The organism is Bacteroidota bacterium (assembly GCA_035506275.1).
Classification (GTDB): Bacteria; Bacteroidota; Ignavibacteria; order UBA10030; family UBA8401; genus JAGVPT01.
The window spans coordinates 217,896-236,880 of record DATJPT010000019.1 but is presented as its reverse complement, the minus strand read 5'-3'; the positions used below and the strand labels follow the sequence as shown (position 1 = coordinate 236,880).

Genomic DNA, 18,985 nt, shown 5'->3' with positions numbered 1-18,985 from the left:
GTCATCGAAGACCGTCCCTCACATTTCACATCATCGCATCACACTGCGACCTTTGGAAGATGCTTCATCGCTTCGTCGATGGCCGCTGACGGGTACTCAAAATCCTGAAGCTTGCCCTGATGGTACTGCTCGTACGCCATCATATCGAAATGACCGTGTCCCGAAAGGTTGAACGCGATGACCTTCTTCTCCCCCGCCTGTTTGCACTTCAGCGCTTCATTGATCGCGACGCGAATCGCGTGAGCCGACTCCGGCGCCGGAATGATCCCCTCCGCCTGCGAAAACTTCACGGCCGCCTCGAAAGTTTCAAGCTGATTCACCGCTTGCGCTTCGATGTCTCCATGGTCGACCAGCGCGCTGACGCTCGGCGCCATGCCATGGTAACGCAGGCCACCCGCATGAATTCCTGGCGGCATGAACGTGTGACCGAGCGTGTGCATTTTAACGATCGGAGCCATTGCAGCCGTGTCGCCGTAATCGAACGTGTATTTTCCCTTTGTGAGGCTCGGACACGATGCCGGTTCGACCGCGATGATGCGGGCCTTTTTTCCGTTCGTGAGATTTTGATGGACAAAAGGAAAAGCGAAGCCGGCAAAATTTGAGCCTCCTCCGGCGCAGCCAATGATGATATCCGGATACTCGCCCGCCATTTCCATCTGTTCGAGAGCCTCGATGCCGATCACCGTTTGGTGCATGAGAACATGGCCGAGCACGGAACCGAGGCTGTATTTTTTTGCTCCGCCGCTGGTCGCTGCCGCTTCGACAGCTTCGGAAATTGCCATTCCGAGGGAGCCCTGAGAATCCGGATGCTCGGCAAGCACTTTTTTCCCGAATTGAGTTCTCTCCGTCGGACTTGCATACACCCGCGCTCCAAAATTCTCCATAATGATACGGCGATACGGTTTTTGATGGTACGAGACTTTCACCATGTACACTTCCAGGTCAAGCCCAAAAAAATTGCATGCCATCGCAAGTGCAGAACCCCACTGCCCGGCGCCGGTCTCGGTCGTAAGCGCTTTCGTCCCCGCTTCCTTATTGAAAAAAGCCTGCGGCACAGCGGTGTTCGGTTTATGCGAGCCGACGGGGCTGACGCCTTCATATTTGTAATAGATATGCGCCGGTGTGCCGAGCGCCTTTTCCAGACGGATCGCGCGATGGAGCGGAGTCGGGCGCCACAATTTATAGACCTCTCTTACCGGCTCAGGGATTTCGATCCAGCGGTCGGTGCTTACTTCCTGCATGATCAGGTTCATGGGAAACAGCACGCTGAGGAAGTCGGGCGTCACCGGCTGCATCGTTCCGGGATGCAGGACGGGAGCCGGCGGCACCGGCATGTCGGCATTGATGTTGTACCATGCTTTCGGAATTTTTCTTTCGTCGAGTAGAAATTTTTGCTGTTCGCTCATAGAGCTGCTCCGTCAAATAATGTGAAGTGATGACAATACAATCGCTGATGGCAAAGTGCATGCGCCGGCGCACTTCCATCATCAAAAATCGAAGATGAATGTTTACCGAAACAATTTGAAGTTTCTGGAAAGAGGCGATCTACATCGCAGGAGTGAATCGTTCACCGGCGGCTTCATGACGGCCGGACCGCCACAGCGCGCCGGAAGGGAACCTCTGCCGGAAACTGTCCCGATAGAAATTCCCACCATGGCATTGATTATACGCATGAAAAGTAATCGTTTTTGAAGGGAATGTCAAACAATCGGAAATTATGAGACCGATGTATGACGCAAACGTTGATCCTCTGCCGGGAGAGTCGGAAGCCGACGTTGATCTAGCTATTGTTGTTACATGGGAGAACTATTTCTCACCGCATGCTTGACTTTCAAACGAGCCTTTAATACATTAGCATTCAACGCGTTGTAAGCTATTCAACGACACACCATCATGTTGAACTATCGTTCGGAGGATCTATGGCTTCCTGGATACCCAACATGGCGAGAGTAACAGCTCGTCAGGCAGTTGGCTTTGTGGCACTCATCGCGTTTGTCGGCCTGATCGGATGCGGTGGTTCATCGGAGACGACGCAGACGGAAGCGAACAAGACCGATACCACAGCGGTTCGCACGGATACCACGATGATCGCGCATGATACGACAGCCGTTGTGGCAGCCCCTGAAACAACGACAGTGATGCAGGCTCCTCCGACAAAAGAGGAAATGCTACAGCAGCAAATCGAGGAAATTAAGACCGAAAATATCCAGCTCCAGCAAAAACTGGATGCTGCCGACCAGAAAAATAAAGATCTCATGGCCAAGGTTTCGGATCTTGAGGCCGCCCAGGCTGCAACACAGGAAAAAACGGCCAAATCTTCAGCCATGCCGAAGAAGATGCCGATGGGAAAATCGCCGGCCGGCAAATCGGCGAGCGCCGATATTCAACATTATGAAGGAGCGGTGTCGCTCGCGAAGGAACGGAAGTTCAAGGAGGCTATCAGCGAATTCCAGTCGCTGCTTGACGGCGGGATCAAATCGGACTATGCCGACAATTGCCATTATTGGATAGGACTGTGCCTGTACGGATTGCACGATTACAAGCCAGCCATTCAACAGTTCCAGGAGGTCTTGAGGTTCAAGATTTCGGAGAAGAAAGATGACTCCCAATTTATGATCGCCCAGACGTACGACCGGATGGGAGACCATCAGCAGGCGCAGGTCGAGTATAAAAAATTCGTCGAGTTGTATCCCAACAGTGAATATTTGGGACGGGCAAAAGCAAAGATAAAGTGATCTTGTACCGCTCAACAAAAAAGGCCGGCTTCGATCTCTCGACGCCGGCCTTTTTGTTTTCCGCCTCATCGGACGCTCATTGAAACCGCATCACGCCTTTCAGATCGACCACATCGAATTCCTCTTCAAGCCGCCGCAAAAAATGAATCAACACCTGGGCCGTTGCGTAGGCATCGCCGGCGGCACGGTGCCGTTGAGAATTTTCAATTCCCAATTGCTTGGCAACCGGCCCGAGGGATTTGCTTCTGAGGTTCGGAAGCAAATGACGCGCAAGCTTACATGTGCAGAGGACGGGGTTCTCAATTTTCCCGATTCTCCCCTTTGCCAGCGTGCTGTTCACAAACCCCAGATCGAAGGGAGCGTTGTGCGCCGTGAAAACCCCATCCCCAAGAAATTCTGAAATCGCGGGCGCAACGAGGTCCGCGGTCGGAGCATCGGCAACCATGGCATCATCGATGCCCGTCAACGCCGTGATGTCGTCCGGAATCGGCAGCAGCGGATTGACGAGCGTGGTGTACTCACCCCACAACAGGCCGTTGCGGACCTTGACCATTGCGATCTCTGTGATGCCGCCGTCGCGCGGTGAAAAGCCGGTCGTTTCCACGTCGACAACAACGAACGTCGTTGCGGCAATCTTTTGGTTCAAGAGATCTGTCGAATCGGCGGCCATTAGAGGGATCGTCCGTTGAGAAATTCTGTGCAGAGGGAGACATCTTCTTCGCTTCCGATGAAGAGTGGAGTTTTTTGATGAAGGGTCTCGGGAACGATGTCGAGGATCCGCCGCCGGCCGTCAGTGGCCGCTCCGCCTGCTTGTTCCATGATGAAAGATACCGGGTTCGCTTCGTACATCAGACGGAGCTTTCCCTGAGGATAACGAGCGTCCCCGGGGTACAAAAATATTCCCCCGTATAACAGCGTTCGATGGATGTCCGCAACCATCGAGCCGATATACCTTCCCGAGTACGGTCTCCCCGTTTTTTTATCCTCTTCCTGTAAGTATTTTATGTACTTCTTCACCCCGTCATTCCAGTACCGGTAATTCCCTTCATTCACGCTGTAGATTTTCCCCCGCTTGGGAACATGGATGTCTTCATGGGACAAAAGAAATTCGCCGATGCTCGGGTCGAGGGTGAAGCCGTGCACTCCGTCGCCGGTGGTATAGATGAGCATGGTGCTCGATCCGTAGACGACATAACCGGCCGCGACCTGCTTGTACCCCGGTTGAGTGCAGTCGGCCAGGGTCCCTTTTCCCGAATTTGACACCCGCCGGTAAATGGAGAAAATCGTGCCGATCGTGACGTTGACGTCGATATTAGAGGATCCATCGAGCGGGTCAAATAAGAGAACGTACTTCCCTTTTGGATAATCGTCGGGAATGTGGAGCACCCCTTCGTTCTCCTCGGAGGCCATGACACAAAGATGGCCGCCGTGATCCATGGCCTTGTAGATCGCTTCGTCGGCGAAAACATCCAGCTTCTTGACGACATCGCCGTGGATATTTTCCTTCCCGGCAAGGCCGAGGATATTGACCAATCCGGCTTTGCTTACCTCGCGCCAGATCACTTTGATTGCAAGCGTCAAATCCCTCAGAAGCGCGGAGAAATGTCCCGTCGCGCCCGGATGCTGCCGCTCTCCTTCGATAATGTGGCGCTCGATGGTGATGACTTTGTTGGCCATAATGATTGCGCAGATGGCGCAGATTTAGCGCAGATGGCACATTGCGCAGATGGCAGATCGCGCAGATGGCAGATCGCGCAGATGGCAAATTCTGCAGCGGGCAGATTGCAAATCATCTGAGAAATCTGCAATCAGCGTGCAATCAGGTAAATCTGCGGCATCAAAATTTTATTCTACTTCCTGTTCCTTGTACTGCAGTTGGTACAGTTTGTAATAAATTCCCCCAAGGGCAAGCAGCTGTTGGTGTGTGCCGGATTCGCGGATCTCTCCCTTGTGCATCACTATGATCTTGTCCGCGCTCTGGATCGTGGAAAGGCGATGTGCGATAACGATTGAACTTCTTCCTGCCAATAATTTCTTGATGGCAGATTGGATGAGTAATTCGGTCTGCGTATCGACACTGGACGTTGCCTCGTCCAGTACCAATATTTTCGGGTTGTATGCGAGCGCGCGGGCAAAAGAAAGCAATTGTTTCTGGCCGACGGACAATGTCGACCCGCGCTCTTTTACCGCTTCGTCGTATTTCCTGGGCATCGCTTCGATGAATTGATCCACGCCGACAAATCGCGCCGATTCTTTCACGCGGTCGAACGAAATATCCTTATTGCCCAAGCTGATGTTCCCTTTAATATCCCCGGAAAAAAGAAAGACATCCTGCAGGACGACGGCGATGTGCCTTCTCAGATCCTCTGTTTTCAGGTCCTTGATATTGAAATCATCGACAAGAATTTCCCCCTTCTGGACTTCGTAAAAACGCGAGAGCAAGCTGATGATGGTCGTCTTGCCCGCTCCCGTATGACCGACAAAAGCCACGGTCTCGCCCGGAAGCATCGTGAATGAGACATTCTTCAGCACCCAGTCCTCGCCGCTGTACGCAAACCAGACATTGCGAAATTCGACTTTGCCTCGCATCGCCGGCAAAGGAACCGGCGCCTCAGGATTCTTAAGGATGCTTTGATCATCCAGCAGCTTGAAGATCCGCTCCGATGACGCCATCGCCGTCTGCATAATATTGTACTTTTCGGAGAGGTCGCGGATGGGACGCCAGAACATTTCGTTGAACTGCAGGAATGCCATGATCGTCCCGATCGTCACTTTTCCTTCGAGCGTTTTCCCCCCCGCGTACCAAACGATGAGGCCGACCGCAACGGCGCCGATGATATCGACGGCGGGATAGAACACCGCATAGTAGAAGATTGAACGGATATTCGCATCGCGGTGCGCGGCATTCAATCCATCAAATTGATCGTATGCTTTCTTCTCGCGGTTGAAAATCTGGTCGACGATCATTCCCGTGATATGTTCCTGCATGAACGTATTGATCTTCGCGATCTGAATACGGACGTCGCGGTATGCTTCGCGCGCTTTCTTCCTGAACAGAAATGTGCCGTAGAAAAGGAACGGAAGAACGCTGAGCGAAACCACCGCGAGCTGCCAGTTCATCGAAAACATGAACCACAGGATCCCGCCGATCATGAACACGTCGCTGAAGACCATCACGATGCCGGACGAGAACATTTCATTCAGCACTTCGACGTCGTTGGTCACCCGCGTGATCAGCCTTCCGATCGGATTTCTGTCGTAGAACTTCAATGAAAGATTCTGCAGATGCCTGAAGAGCTCCATCCGCAGGTCGAAGATCGTCCGCTGGCCGATCCATTGGGTAAGGTAGGAATTGAAATACTGCGTCACTCCCCGGAGCATCAGGACCGTCAAAAATTCGAGCGCGGTGACAAGCAATCCCTGCTCGTCATGGTTTTTGATGTTCACATCGACGGCGATCTTCGTAAAATACGGCCTCACCGCTTCCAGGGCAGAGACCACCATGCTCAACACGATGCCGAGCGCCACATACCATTTGTAGGGACGGAGGTAATGAAGCAGCCGCTTCATTAATTTTCCGTCGTATGCTTTACCGAGAATCTCTTCTTCGTGCATGGACCAAACAATTGAAAAATGATGAATGAACGGTCAACAATTCCTTCGTATCAGAGTTCTTCGAGTTCCTTTTCAAGCAATTGCTTATAGTGGAGGTTCGCATAAATGCCGCCGCGATCGACAAGCTCCTCGTGCTGCCCCTGTTCGACAATTTCGCCTTTATCCATTACAATGATCATGTCCGCGTCCTTCACCGTGGAAATTCTATGGCTGATGATGATGCTCGTCCGGTTCTCCATGACATTGCGAAGGCGTTTAAGGATCGCCTCTTCCGTATAGGTGTCCACCGAAGACAGGGCGTCGTCGAGGATCAGGATCTTGGGCTCGCGGAGCACAGCCCGCGCAATGCTTGTTCGCTGCTTCTGGCCGCCCGAAAGGGTGATGCCCCGTTCGCCGAGCGTCGTGTCAAATTGCTGCGGAAAGTCGTTGATATCCTTCGCGATCTGCGAAATCTCCGCCGCCTCGCGAATTTGTTCGTGCGAGATCCCATCCACGCCGTAACTGATATTCTCGGAGATCGATTCGGAAAACAAAAACGTCTCCTGCGGAACGCAGCCCACGTGGGACCGGAGCACTTCCAACGGGATCTTTTTGATATTGATCCCGTCGATCAACAGCTCCCCCTCGGTCACGTCATACAACCGCGGCAGCAAATTGACGAACGTGCTCTTTCCGGAGCCGGTGTATCCGACGACGGCAAGGGTGGTCCCTTTCGGAATCTTCAGGCTGATATTCTTCAACGTCGGGGAGGCGACTCCCTTGTGCGTGAACGACACATTTCTAAATTCAATTTCTCCGTCGATGTGCTTGATGAGAATATCCGTCTCCTCCGAATCTCTGATTTCCGGCACGGTGTCGAAGATCTTCGCGAGCCGTTCCATCGACGCCGCTCCCTGCTGGATGATATTTGTCACCCAGCCAAAGGCGATCATCGGCCAGATCAGCATCGAGAGGTACGTGAAGAACGCGGTCAGCGTTCCGATCGTGATCCTCCCCGCAATGACCTGGATGCCGCCAAAATAGACGGTGATGACGAGCGAGATGCCGACGAGCATGTACATCAGCGGCCACATCACCGACTGCGCTTTTGCAAGCACGAGGTTTTTCTTCAAATAGTCCCAGCTCAGGTTTTCAAACAGGCCGATCTCGTACTCTTCCCGCACGTACGCCTTGACGACCCGGATGCCCGAAAGATTCTCCTGCGCCCGTGTTGTCAGCAGTGAATACTGTTCCTGCCGTTCGTTGAACTTTGCGTGAATGATCTGGCCGAGCTTATAGACAGCATACGAGATGAGCGGAAGCGGGACCAGAGCGATCATCGTGAGCGACCAATCCTTCACGAACATCAGCGTCAGAGCCATCGAGAACGTCATGAAGGTATCCGACGGATACATAATGCCGGGGCCGAGGGTGTTGCGTACCGCTGCAATGTCGTTCGTCGCGTGCGCCATGAGGTCGCCGGTCGGCGTATTCTGGAAGTAATTCAGGGGAAGCTTCTGAATGTGCGCGAGAAAATCGTTACGCAGGTCATACTCGATCTTGCGCGAAACGACGATGATCGTCTGCCGCGTCAGGAATGTCATGAACCCGGCAACGAGGGCGAAACCGACGATCAACGCTGCATCCCTGAAGAGTTTGGAGGACTCTAGCACACCGGTTTCGACCCCCTGCTTGATGGTATCAACGGCATGCCCGATGAACAGCGGCGTCGCAACGACAAAGAGGTTGCTGACGACGACGGTGCAAACGCCCCAGAAGAGCGTTCTCTTGTATTTCGCCAGATAGGGGCGGAGACGAAGGAGAGACTTCATAGAAACATGAAAAAGTAAAGTTTAAGAATGAAAAATATGAAGCGACGTTTTGAAGTTAACAAGCTTTTTCATTCTATAACGGCAAATTTCGTATACGGATGCAGCACCTTAGGTAGAACAATTTTGCCTTCAGGCGTCTGATAATGTTCCAGGAGCGCTGCGACAACCCGCGGGAGCGCCAGCGCAGATCCGTTCAATGTGTGGACAAACTCCTGTTTTCCCGTCTCGGTCGACCGATACTTGATGTTCATTCTACGTGCCTGGAACGCTTCAAAATTGCTGCACGAAGAAACCTCAAGATACTTTTTCTGACCGGGGGCCCAGACTTCCAGGTCGTATTTTTTTGTCTGTGTGAACCCCATGTCCCCGGTGCACATCAACAGGGTGTGATAGCTCAGACCTAACAATTGCAGCAGGTGTTCCGCATCCTGCCGGAGACGCTCCAGTTCATCATACGATGCCGACGGAAGTACAAATTTCACCAGCTCGACCTTGTCGAACTGATGGAGCCGGTTCAGACCGCGCACATCCTTGCCGTACGAGCCGGCTTCACGCCGGAAGCAGGGGGTGTATGCCGCATACTGGATCGGAAGCGCCTTCTCTTCAAACACTTCTTTTCTGTGAAAGTTCGTTACGGGGACCTCCGCAGTGGGTATAAGGTAAAAACCGTCCCGTTCCGCGAAATACATCAGGTCTTCTTTGTCCGGAATTTGGCCCGTTCCCCGCGCGCTCTCTTCATTGATGACGACCGGAGCGCCGAGTTCCTCGTAGCCCCGCTCGGCAGCCTGGTCGAGAAAGAAGTTTATGAGCGCACGCTCGAGCATTGCTCCTTTTCCAACATAAAACGGGAATCCGGCGCCGGAGACTTTTGCCCCCCGTCCGAAATCGATAATGCCGAGCTTCTCGGCGAGATCCCAATGGGGCTTCAGCTCAAAATCGGCAGCGGGTCTCTCCCCCCACGAAAATATTTCTTTGTTGTCGAGGGGCGTCGCGCCGACCGGCACGGACGAGTGGGGGATGTTCGGAACCGTGAGAAGCAATCCGTCCAGCCGCTCCTGCACGACTTTCAACTCTTCATCGATCGCCTGGATTCTCTCTTTGACCTGATTCATTTCCGCGATCGCGGCAGAAGCGTCCTGCTTCGTCCTCTTCATCTCTCCGATCTTTGCCGAAACCTCGTTTCGTCGTGCCTTGAGCGTCTCCCCTTCCTGAATAAATCCCCGGCGCTGTTCATCCGCCGAGATGATCTCGTCGATATTGTCGACTTCGCGCTTGGCTTTGATCCCCTCTTTTACGAGGGCTGTATGTTCCCGAATATATTTTAGGTCTATCATTGTCGTTTGGATAATGATGTTACGATGCCCGATGAGGCATGCAACCGTTCATCGTCATTTGTTGACCGCTCGCTGTCACTGCGTCACCTGCATTGTCACCAGAAGCGCCTCGCCAGAGTCGCCGAACTTCACTTTTTCGACGGCAACGGGTTCAAGCTTTTGATTTTTCATCGCATAGACCTGCTGCCACGACTTTTGTGCTGATTCCTGAAGGGCATTTGCCGCGAGAAATTGTTCCTGCATTTTTGACGCGGCTCTTCCCGAAAGGGATTCGCAGAAATTTCCGCAGACGATCACCGGAACGTTATCGTACGACTGCGCGATCGAAATGATGGCCTGCGTTTCGCTCACGCGCATGGAAGAAGATTCGTCGTCAAGTTCCGTCGACGATATGCCGACTTCCTTCAATCCGACATCGATCACGCCGAACGTGAGAGACCGACGCACTTTGCCTTCCTCGACGGGAAGGGGCTGCACCGCCGTTTGCTTGACAGGATAGGTACTGAACAATGCATTCCCCGAATCATAGCCTTCAAAGTACCGGGCCTTGCCGAAAAAGTTGTACATCTCGGTTTGTTTGGCAAGTTCCTGAACAGCGTCGAAATCGGTCTTCCCTTCCTGAGGTCTTTCGATCTGCTGGACCGCTACGATATCGGCGCCGGTCGATTTAATGACCTTCGACAATTTTCGGACATCGCTTTTCCCCTTTAAGGTATGACGGGCATTCACCGATAAAATTTTGAACGTTGCGGTGAGCGGCCTATTCCCTGCAGGCGGAGGCGTCGCCGCTGTCTCCTTTGTCGAACTGCACGAGGTTATGATGAACGCAACAACGAGAGGGGCGGCCGGAAAAGCGAACGCAGTCAAACGATGGAAGAGGGGCGTCATGGGTATTCTAATTTAATGTCAGATGGACGAGTTCCCGTTTCATCAATTCAAGGCCTTCCGCCAGCGTCATCGGGCGGAAGTCCAGTTCTTTTTCTGCTTTTGCCGTGACCAGGCTTGTGACCAGCGGACGCTGGGCAATTTGATTGAGTTCGACCGATTTCACTTTTTGGATGAGCGCAGGATTCAGCCCGAAAATTTCAGCTGCCTTCACGGCGAATTCATTTCTGCTGACTGCGTTTGCGCCCCCGATATGATAGAGGCCCGGACGATCACGCTCGATCACTTTGACCACACCCGACGCAAGGTCGCCGACATGGGTCGGGTTGGCGATCTGATCGTCCACGCAGCGGATGTTTTTTCCCTCTCTTAGACTGTTGATGACCCACAGCGCAAAATTATTTTTTATGTTGATGCCGGTACCGTAGACGACGATGGTCCTCAGGATCGCCGCCGGAATTCCGGCGGCAAGGATGACGTTCTCCCCCGCCTGTTTCGTCTTGCCGTAATAGTTGATCGGGTTGACCCGGTCGGTTTCCTTGTACGGCCCGTTCTTTCCGTCGAAGACATAGTCCGTCGAAATATGGATGAGCAGGCTGTTGATCCGGCGGGCAATCTCCACCAAATTTTCAACGCCGACGACGTTCACCTTCCATGCAAGCTCGCGCTGCGTCTCGCAGGCATCAACATTCGTCATCGCCGCGGCATTCACGATAATGTCGGGACGGAAACTCGAGACAAGGCTTTTGACGTCCCCCTTGTTCGTGATGTCGAGCTGGGTGTAATCGAAAAGGTGCCGATCGAGGACGAACTGACGATGATGCGACGTGTTGAGCACCTCATATTCGGTCTCATACCCGAGTTTCAGCGCTAAGCGCTGGCCGAGAAGCCCGTTGCTGCCGCAAATGAGAACCCGTTTCATTTTCCGTTCTCGCCCGATGTCTTAAATTTTGACAGACGATCAATCTCCTCCGACCCGGAATTCTCGCTGTTCGCCGCCGCGACTTCATTGGCGAACTGCGCGGCCTGCTCGATGCGCTTCGACTTGCAGTATTGATACAAGAACGCAGAACCGAAAACATCTCCGCATCCTGTCGGATCCTTTGAACCGGTGGGGATCCCGGGAATATCCTTTCGCATGAGATGCTTATGCTCCTGTTGGAAGACCGTCACGCCTCTTGCCCCTCGAGTCACGCACAGGGCGTTCACCATTAACGGCAGCATCTGTTTGGCAAGCATCTCTTCATTGTACTGTTCGACCGTCAGTCCGGCCGCTTCCTCTTCATTCATTTGCACGGAGTTGACCATAAAACACCAGCGCCGCCATTCAGACAGGGCCCGGCGATAACGGGTGGCGTCGGAGTTCACTCCAAGCGTCAGGCAGTGCACGTCGAGATGAATCGGCGTATTCTTCGGCCTCACCGCGAGCCGGATCTGGTCAAGCGTGTCAAGCGTAATGTCCGCGCCGGAGATCATATCCAAAAAAATTCCGTGGACGGAGAGGAACGGTTCGATGCGCGAATACGGAATCGGCGATGAAATGTGCTTCGAGCATTCGGTTCTGGTCTCCTGATTGCTGTAATAAAGATGGACCTGATTCGTTTCCCCCTGGAATGAAAAGATCCCGTCCGTGTTGACGTTCGGATATTTCATCAATGCTTGTTTGACGGCCTCGAACTCTTTTTCTCCCACGCCGAAGACCGGAAATATCGTATCCGCATCCGATGCGATATTCGCCAGTGCCATAACGGCGAAATAGATCCCTCCGTACCCCTGCTTCTCCGTACCGTCGGGCCGATGAATGACGTCGAGACACAAATGTCCGATGACCGTAAGTTTCACGTTTATTTCTTGTAGATTGATTTCGGGTCAAACACGATATCGTTCGATTCCTTGAAAGCGTTGCCGCCGTCGACGATCTCACGGAAAAAGCATGTCCGATGACCCGTGTGACATGCCGCTCCTCCAACCTGGTTCACTTTCAACAGCACCACGTCTCCATCGCAGTCAACATGAACGGAGCGAACCTCCTGGATGTTTCCCGACTCTTCTCCCTTCATCCAGAGTTTTTTCCTCGAACGGCTCCAGTACGTCGCGCGTTTGGTCTCAAGGGTAGCGCGGAGGCTCTCCTTGTTCATCCAGGCCATCATCAGAATTTCGCCGGACTTTTCTTCCTGAGCGATAGCAGGGATCAGCCCATCTGAGTCGAATTTTAATTGGTCTATTATCTTCATAGGATTTTCTGTACCCTGCGCCTTGTTCTGCCTCGTTCTAGTTCCGCATCAAAATATCTTTCGAAAGGAGGTATTCTTTTGCTTCCTTGATCGCGTATTGCCGGAAATGAAAGATCGATGCGGCCAGAACCGCATCGGCGTGCCCTTCATGAAGGGCGGCGAACAAATGGTCAAGTGATCCGGCGCCGCCGCTCGCAATCACCGGGATTTTGACCGCCGCGGTGACAGCGCGCAGGAGTTCGATATCGTACCCATCCTTCGTCCCGTCACGGTCCATGCTCGTGAGAAGAATCTCGCCGGCGCCGAGCGATTCAACTCTGTGCGCCCATTCGACCGCGTCGAGTTCCGTTTCGGTCCTCCCCCCGTTAATGAAAACTTTCCAATTGTTCCCCGATGGATTCCGCTTCGCATCGATCGCAACGACAATGCACTGAACGCCAAACCGTTCGGCCCCGTCCGAGATCAGGGCCGGATGTTTGACCGCCGCCGTGTTGACGCTGATCTTATCAGCGCCGCTCCGGAGAATCTCGCGCATATCGTCCGCGGTCCGGATCCCGCCGCCGATGGTGAACGGAATGAAGACCTCTTCCGCCGTCCGGCGAACGACGTCCAGCATCGTCGACCGGTTGTCGGACGACGCAGAGATGTCGAGGAACACCAGCTCGTCCGCCCCTTCGGCGTCGTAAAACTTCGCCTGGGCGACCGGATCGCCGGCATCGATCAAATCGACAAAATTAACGCCTTTCACGACGCGCCCCTTGTCGACATCTAAACACGGTATGATTCTTTTGGCAAGCATAGTTCAATCTGCCATCTTCAATGAACGGCTCACCCGATCACTGTTGATTGTTCATTGTTGGTTGCTCAGATCCTCCTCGTCGGTCCGAGGTCGTCGAGCACCTTCTCGTTCAGCCGCCAAAGCGCCTGGCACGGAAATTTATTTTCATACAGCGCCTTGCCGACGATGACGGAATCGACGCCGAATTTCTCCAGCTCCTGCATCCGTATCAGATCCTTGAAGCCGGAAATTCCTCCCGACGCGGTGATCTTGAGCTCCGTTTTCTCGGCCATCTCCTTGATCGCGTCGAAATTCGGCCCCGTCAGCATTCCGTCCCTGGCGATGTCGGTATAGACGATCCTGAAAACGCCGAGCTCTTTCATCTTTAGCGCAAGCGAAATTGCATCGACGCCGGAATCGTGCTGCCATCCTTTTGTCATTACGACGCCGTTCCTGGCATCGATGCCGACGGCGATTTTTCTCGCCCCAAAATCCTGTATCACACGCCGAACAAGCTCGGGGTCTTCGATCGCAGCGGTCCCCAAAACGACGCGATACACGCCTATCTCGAAAAGCTCTCGAATTTCCTCATACCGCCGGATGCCCCCTCCCAGTTGGACCGGGATGTCCACCGCATCGACAATTTTTCTTATCGCCTCGAGGTTCTTCAACTGTCCTTCGAACGCCCCGTCAAGGTCGACGACGTGGAGCGTCTTCGCGTTTTCCCCCCGCCACAGGATCGCCATTTTTGCGGGGTCGTCGGAATAGATCTTCTCCGTACCCGGTTCCCCCTGCACCAGCCGTACGCACTTTCCGTCCTTAATGTCGATAGCGGGAAGGATTAAGATCATCGCTTACAATTCGGAAAAGTTCTTCAACATCTGGAGTCCGGCTGTCTGGCTTTTCTCCGGATGGAATTGGATGCCGAAGATCAGCTCTTTTTGCACGACGGACGTAAAATGGAAACCGTATTCTGTCGTCGTCAACGTCACCGTCTCCTTCGGCTGCGCATAATACGAATGGACAAAATAGACAAAACTCTTGTCAATGACCGAAGCCAGAATTTTCGACGGACGCTGTATTTCCATCTGGTTCCAGCCGATGTGCGGGACTTTTACCGTGTTCGGAAAAAGCTGCACATCGCCGGCAATGAGGTTCAACCCGTCGTGCATGCCGTTTTCGGAGCTGCGGGTGAACAAGAGCTGCATTCCAAGGCAGATCCCGATCAGCGGCTTCCCGGCTTTTGCACCCGAGCAAATCAATTCGTCGAACCCAAGTGCTTTGATGTTCTCCATCGCCTGGCCGAAGGCGCCGACCCCCGGCAGGACAAGTTTGTCCGCGCGGGAAAGTTCCTTCGCATCGCTCGAGATGAACGCCGGCGCACCGACCTTCTCGAATGCTTTCTGGACAGAACGGAGGTTGTTGAGTTTGTAGTCGATGATGCCAATCATGGTTCAGTGAGCAGTGAACGGTCAACAATGAACAGTAAAAAGGGCTTATCAGTTCGGAAAAATATAAGACTTGCGCTGATTACTGTTCACTGATAACTGAGCACTGATCACAGTTTTCCTTTCGTGGATAGTACTCCTTTTACTCTTGCATCTCGTTCGCATGCAGCCCGCAGTGCGCGGGCGAGGGATTTGAACATGGCTTCGATCTTATGGTGCGTGTTCGAGCCGTAGAGAACCTCGACGTGGATGTTTGCCTTGATATTCTCGGCAAACGACTGGAAGAAATGCCTGATCATTTCCGTGGACAGATCGCCGACAGTTTTTCTGTTGAACTCCGCCTTAAAGACCAGCGCCGAACGGCCGCCGAGATCGACGACACAGCGCGCCAGTGATTCGTCCATCGGCACGTACGAGGAGCCGTATCGGGCAATGCCGGCCCGTTCCTTTAACGCCTTGCCGAACGCCTGGCCGAGCGCGATCGCGACGTCCTCCGTTGTGTGGTGATCGTCGACGTGCAAATCCCCTTTGCATTTCAATTGAATATCGAACATCCCGTGCCGGGCGAACAGCTCCATCATGTGGTCGAGAAATCCGATGCCGGTCGAGACGGTGTATTTTCCGCTTCCGTCGATGCGCAGGCTGACGGAGATGTTCGTCTCCTTGGTCTTTCGTTGGATAGTTGCGCTTCGCATAAGGCTCTTTTCTAGAAGAAAAAATAAGGACGTTCGTCTGAACGTCCATGAGCCAGTATGCAAAAAAAATGGGTGATTTTCAAGGGGAGGCGGTACAACAAAGAACGCCGACGAGCATTCATCGGCGTTCTTCGCATATTCACCGGTCGTCTGTCGATGTCAAGAACATCCGCTCGTCGAGCCGCACTGGAGGCATTTGTAGCAGCTTCCCGACCGGATCATAATGCTTCCGCATTCGGAGCACGGTGGGGCATCCGCCTGCGTCTGGAAGATGACTTTTTCGTTCGACTCTATCGCTGACGCCCTTTTCAACTCCTGCTTTGCGTCGGTCTTTTCCAACGGCTTGGTTTCCGCAACGACGGTCAAGGAGGGCTGTTCTTCCTTCGGCAGGAATTTCATGCCGAGCCAGCGGAAGATGTAATCGCAAATCGACTTTGCGATCGGAATGTCTTTGTTGTTCGTGAAGCCGGAGGGCTCGAACCGCATATGTGTGAACTTGTCCGTCAACACCTTCAGCGGAACGCCGTACTGCAGCGCAAGAGAAACCGACGTCGCCAGGGCATCCATAATGCCGGAGATCGTTGAGCCCTCTTTCGACATCGTGATGAACACCTCGCCCGGCGTGTCGTCTTCATACAAACCGACCGTAATATAGCCTTCGTGTCCGGCGATGCTGAATTTATGCGTAATGGCCTGACGTTCGTCGGGAAGCCGCCGGCGGGCCGGACGGGCTTTCGGCTTGTCGCTCTTTTCAAGGGAAGTGCTGAGGGGTTGTGTCCGCTTGCAGCCGTCACGGTAGACCGCAATCGCCTTCAACCCGAGCTTCCATGCCTCGATGTAGGCCTGCATGATCTCGTCCGGCGTTATCTCGTTCGGCATGTTGACCGTTTTTGAGATCGCACCCGACAGGAAGGGCTGGACCGCCGCCATCATCTTGATATGTCCCATATACTGGATGGAACGTTCTCCTTTAGCAGGCTTGAATGCGCAATCGAAGACCGGGAGATGATCTTCTTTTAAATACGGAGCCCCCTCGATGGTGTCGTTCTTTTCGATGTACTTGATGATATGTTCGATCTGCTCGCTGTCGTAGCCGAGTTTTCTGAGCGCTTCCGGCACGGTCTGGTTGACGATCTTCATCAGTCCGCCGCCGACCAATTTCTTGTATTTCACGAGTGCGATGTCGGGTTCGACGCCAGTGGTGTCGCAATCCATCATGAACCCGATTGTTCCCGTCGGCGCGAGAACCGTGGCCTGACCGTTGCGATAGCCGTATTCTTTGCCGAGGGCGATCGCCTCTTTCCATACTTCGCCGGAAGCGGAGAGCAATTCGGCCGGAACGTAGCCGTCGCTGATCTTGTCGGCGTACAGACTGTGCTTGGTCATCACGCTCAGCATCGGCTCGCGATTCGGCGCAAAACCTCTGAACGCCCCGATCTCCTTTGCGATGAGTGCAGATTGCTTATACGCTTCTCCGCACATGAGCGACGTCACGGCTGCGGCATACTCACGGCCGGCGTCGCTGTCGTAGGCGAGTCCGCGCGCCATCAGCAATGCGCCGAGGTTTGCGTAGCCGAGGCCGAGGGGACGAAAATCGTGGCTGTTCTTTTCAATCGCCGGGGTCGGATAGCTTGCGTTGCCGACAAAGATCTCCTGCGCCGTAATGGTAATATCGACGGCGCGCTTGAACGACTCGATGTCGAACTCGCCGTCGTTCTTTCTGAACTTCATAAGATTGAGCGATGCAAGGTTGCACGCGGAATCGTCGAGATACATGTACTCGCTGCACGGGTTCGACGAGTTGATGCGCGCGGTCGCGGATGATGTATGCCAGTTATTGACCGTCGTGTCGTACTGCATCCCAGGATCGCCGCAGAGCCAAGCTGCCTCTGCCATCTGCCGCAGCAGGTCGCGGGCACGGAACGTGTCCATCGTCTTACCGCCGCGGACGGCCTTCGTCGCCCACTCTTTATCTTCGAGAGCCGCTTTCATGAACTCATCGGTCACGCGGACGGAGTGGTTCGCATTCTGGTATGAGATCGAGTCGTACGCTCCGCCCGGCACGTTGAACCCGCCGTCGTATCCCGATTCGATCAGCGCCCACGCTTTCTTCTCCTCCTCCGCCTTGCAATTGATGAACTCGACGATGTCCGGATGGTCCGCATTCAGAATCACCATCTTTGCCGCACGGCGTGTTTTCCCCCCCGACTTAATGACGCCGGCAAACGCATCGAATCCTTTCATAAATGAAACGGGGCCCGAGGCCGTGCCGCCTCCAGACAGATGTTCGCGCGAAGAACGGAGGGTCGAAAGATTGGAACCCGTTCCCGATCCGAACTTGAAGAGTCTCCCTTCGGTGCGGGCAAGTTCGAGGATCGAATCCATGGTATCCTGCACCGAATTAATGAAGCACGCCGAACACTGCGGCCTTTCTTCGACGCCAACATTGAACCACACGGGGCTGTTGAATGCCATGTACTGGTTGACAAGCAGGAATGACAACTCATGATAGAAGACCTCGGCATCCTCTTCGGACGCAAAGTATTTCCCTTTGCGTCCCCATGTGGTCGTCGTTTTCGCCACACGGTCCACAAGCTGCCGCACGCTGCTTTCCCGTTCGGGAGTGCCGATCAAGCCGTGAAAATATTTCGATACGACGACGTTGGTCGCGGTCATCGACCATGACTTCGGAATTTCAACATTCTTTTGCTCGAAGATCTTCTCCCCTTTCTCGTTAGAAATGACAGCTGTCCGCAGTTCCCATTCGATCTCATCAAAGGGATGAACACCCGGCTTCGTAAAATACCGCTGGACTGAAAGCCCGACCGAAGCAGCAACACCTGCTGTGCGCGTACTTCCCCTCTTCTGGTCAGCGACTGCCGTTTCTTTTTCTGCCATTTCTAACTTCCTCTCTGATCTTGATAATATCGATGTAAGGTGAATTGCCTGCCGGGAAAAAGCGTTGCATCCCCCGTTCAAATAATTAACTTCCCGCCGTAAACGAGCGGGATTTTCAACTCTTGGGAACCTCTTATTTTCGGATGAACAATAGCTGGGGGGAAATCAATAGCTAACTGGTTGTGAATATAGCCGGTTAACGAATACAAGTCAAGTAAAAAATGAGAAATAATATTGGAAAGAAAAATATGGCTTGACACTACTCATTGGGCGCGGCGGGAAGTTTGACCGAATACACTTATTGCCGTTATGACCATTACCATACAAGTTCAAAATAAAAATTCGCGAATATCGGTTGAGGTCTTAACAATAAAATAATCTTGTGGAAATACAGGGGATAAATTTCGATCAATGGATTTTCCGACCTCAAAACATCTTCACGCACACAGGAATATCGTAATACTTTTTCGCATGACGTCAGGATAAGAAATATTACTCTAAAAAAAATCACACCGTTATCAAGATTACTCACTTCTCTTTATTGCGACTCAG

16 protein-coding genes are annotated in these 18,985 nt (G+C 53.2%); 1 reads left to right on the top strand and 15 read right to left on the bottom strand.

Annotated features, from left to right (window positions below):
- Positions 1–38: 38 nt before the first annotated feature.
- Positions 39–1,406: a TrpB-like pyridoxal phosphate-dependent enzyme gene (locus tag VMF88_14315; protein HTY12232.1), complete on the bottom strand. Its 1,368-nt coding sequence runs from the start codon at positions 1,404–1,406 to the stop codon at positions 39–41.
- Positions 1,407–1,940: 534 nt separating this feature from the next.
- Between VMF88_14315 and VMF88_14310 the strand changes: the two genes are divergently transcribed.
- A complete protein-coding gene (locus VMF88_14310; GenBank protein ID HTY12231.1) occupies positions 1,941–2,735 on the top strand; it encodes a tetratricopeptide repeat protein in 795 nt (264 codons plus the stop codon).
- A gap of 76 nt (positions 2,736–2,811) precedes the next feature.
- On the opposite strand, the gene VMF88_14305 is transcribed toward VMF88_14310, so the two are convergent.
- From VMF88_14305 to VMF88_14240, 14 genes are all read right to left on the bottom strand, one after another.
- Entirely contained in the window at positions 2,812–3,381 is a 570-nt protein-coding gene (locus VMF88_14305) for an exonuclease domain-containing protein (GenBank protein HTY12230.1), read from the bottom strand.
- A 23-nt stretch (positions 3,382–3,404) separates the two neighbouring features.
- Positions 3,405–4,412: a class 1 fructose-bisphosphatase gene (fbp, locus tag VMF88_14300; GenBank protein ID HTY12229.1), complete on the bottom strand. Its 1,008-nt coding sequence runs from the start codon at positions 4,410–4,412 to the stop codon at positions 3,405–3,407.
- Between the two features lie 168 nt (positions 4,413–4,580).
- The gene (locus tag VMF88_14295) at positions 4,581–6,350 is read right to left on the bottom strand and encodes an ABC transporter ATP-binding protein (GenBank protein HTY12228.1); all 1,770 of its coding nucleotides are present in this window, start codon (positions 6,348–6,350) and stop codon (positions 4,581–4,583) included.
- Between the two features lie 50 nt (positions 6,351–6,400).
- A complete protein-coding gene (locus VMF88_14290; GenBank protein HTY12227.1) occupies positions 6,401–8,161 on the bottom strand; it encodes an ABC transporter ATP-binding protein in 1,761 nt (586 codons plus the stop codon).
- A gap of 68 nt (positions 8,162–8,229) precedes the next feature.
- Complete coding sequence (gene serS / locus VMF88_14285) at positions 8,230–9,495, bottom strand: serine--tRNA ligase (protein HTY12226.1); 1,266 nt, start codon at positions 9,493–9,495, stop codon at positions 8,230–8,232.
- 75 nt (positions 9,496–9,570) lie between these two features.
- Positions 9,571–10,383 (bottom strand): endonuclease/exonuclease/phosphatase family protein, encoded by an 813-nt coding sequence (locus VMF88_14280; protein HTY12225.1) that lies wholly within the window; start codon positions 10,381–10,383, stop codon positions 9,571–9,573.
- A 7-nt stretch (positions 10,384–10,390) separates the two neighbouring features.
- Complete coding sequence (rfbD, locus tag VMF88_14275; protein ID HTY12224.1) at positions 10,391–11,302, bottom strand: dTDP-4-dehydrorhamnose reductase; 912 nt, start codon at positions 11,300–11,302, stop codon at positions 10,391–10,393.
- Positions 11,299–12,222 carry a carbohydrate kinase family protein gene (locus VMF88_14270; GenBank protein ID HTY12223.1) on the bottom strand — a complete coding sequence of 308 codons (924 nt, stop codon included), beginning with the start codon at positions 12,220–12,222 and terminating at the stop codon, positions 11,299–11,301. Before VMF88_14270 ends, rfbD begins: the two co-directional genes overlap by 4 nt.
- A 2-nt stretch (positions 12,223–12,224) precedes the next feature.
- Positions 12,225–12,614, bottom strand: a complete 390-nt coding sequence (gene hisI / locus VMF88_14265; GenBank protein HTY12222.1) for a phosphoribosyl-AMP cyclohydrolase — start codon at positions 12,612–12,614, stop codon at positions 12,225–12,227.
- 37 nt (positions 12,615–12,651) lie between these two features.
- A complete protein-coding gene (gene hisF, locus VMF88_14260; protein HTY12221.1) occupies positions 12,652–13,413 on the bottom strand; it encodes an imidazole glycerol phosphate synthase subunit HisF in 762 nt (253 codons plus the stop codon).
- A gap of 65 nt (positions 13,414–13,478) precedes the next feature.
- Positions 13,479–14,243: a 1-(5-phosphoribosyl)-5-[(5-phosphoribosylamino)methylideneamino]imidazole-4-carboxamide isomerase gene (gene hisA / locus VMF88_14255; GenBank protein HTY12220.1), complete on the bottom strand. Its 765-nt coding sequence runs from the start codon at positions 14,241–14,243 to the stop codon at positions 13,479–13,481.
- Between the two features lie 3 nt (positions 14,244–14,246).
- Positions 14,247–14,843, bottom strand: coding sequence for an imidazole glycerol phosphate synthase subunit HisH (hisH, locus tag VMF88_14250; protein HTY12219.1), 597 nt, complete (start codon positions 14,841–14,843; stop codon positions 14,247–14,249).
- A 107-nt stretch (positions 14,844–14,950) separates the two neighbouring features.
- Positions 14,951–15,535, bottom strand: a complete 585-nt coding sequence (hisB, locus tag VMF88_14245) for an imidazoleglycerol-phosphate dehydratase HisB (GenBank protein HTY12218.1) — start codon at positions 15,533–15,535, stop codon at positions 14,951–14,953.
- Between the two features lie 159 nt (positions 15,536–15,694).
- Complete coding sequence (locus VMF88_14240; protein ID HTY12217.1) at positions 15,695–18,433, bottom strand: vitamin B12-dependent ribonucleotide reductase; 2,739 nt, start codon at positions 18,431–18,433, stop codon at positions 15,695–15,697.
- Positions 18,434–18,985 lie beyond the last annotated feature (552 nt).

Coding starts and splice junctions, on each gene's coding strand:
- VMF88_14280 (HTY12225.1), bottom strand. CDS start 10,383: ATGACGCCCCTCTTCCATCGTTTGACTGCGTTCGCTTTTCCGGCCGCC.
- hisH (HTY12219.1), bottom strand. CDS start 14,843: ATGATTGGCATCATCGACTACAAACTCAACAACCTCCGTTCTGTCCAG.
- hisF (HTY12221.1), bottom strand. CDS start 13,413: ATGCTTGCCAAAAGAATCATACCGTGTTTAGATGTCGACAAGGGGCGC.
- VMF88_14315 (HTY12232.1), bottom strand. CDS start 1,406: ATGAGCGAACAGCAAAAATTTCTACTCGACGAAAGAAAAATTCCGAAA.
- hisB (HTY12218.1), bottom strand. CDS start 15,535: ATGCGAAGCGCAACTATCCAACGAAAGACCAAGGAGACGAACATCTCC.
- fbp (HTY12229.1), bottom strand. CDS start 4,412: ATGGCCAACAAAGTCATCACCATCGAGCGCCACATTATCGAAGGAGAG.
- VMF88_14240 (HTY12217.1), bottom strand. CDS start 18,433: ATGGCAGAAAAAGAAACGGCAGTCGCTGACCAGAAGAGGGGAAGTACG.
- rfbD (HTY12224.1), bottom strand. CDS start 11,302: ATGAAACGGGTTCTCATTTGCGGCAGCAACGGGCTTCTCGGCCAGCGC.
- VMF88_14295 (HTY12228.1), bottom strand. CDS start 6,350: ATGCACGAAGAAGAGATTCTCGGTAAAGCATACGACGGAAAATTAATG.
- serS (HTY12226.1), bottom strand. CDS start 9,495: ATGATAGACCTAAAATATATTCGGGAACATACAGCCCTCGTAAAAGAG.
- VMF88_14310 (HTY12231.1), top strand. CDS start 1,941: ATGGCGAGAGTAACAGCTCGTCAGGCAGTTGGCTTTGTGGCACTCATC.
- hisA (HTY12220.1), bottom strand. CDS start 14,243: ATGATCTTAATCCTTCCCGCTATCGACATTAAGGACGGAAAGTGCGTA.
- VMF88_14290 (HTY12227.1), bottom strand. CDS start 8,161: ATGAAGTCTCTCCTTCGTCTCCGCCCCTATCTGGCGAAATACAAGAGA.
- hisI (HTY12222.1), bottom strand. CDS start 12,614: ATGAAGATAATAGACCAATTAAAATTCGACTCAGATGGGCTGATCCCT.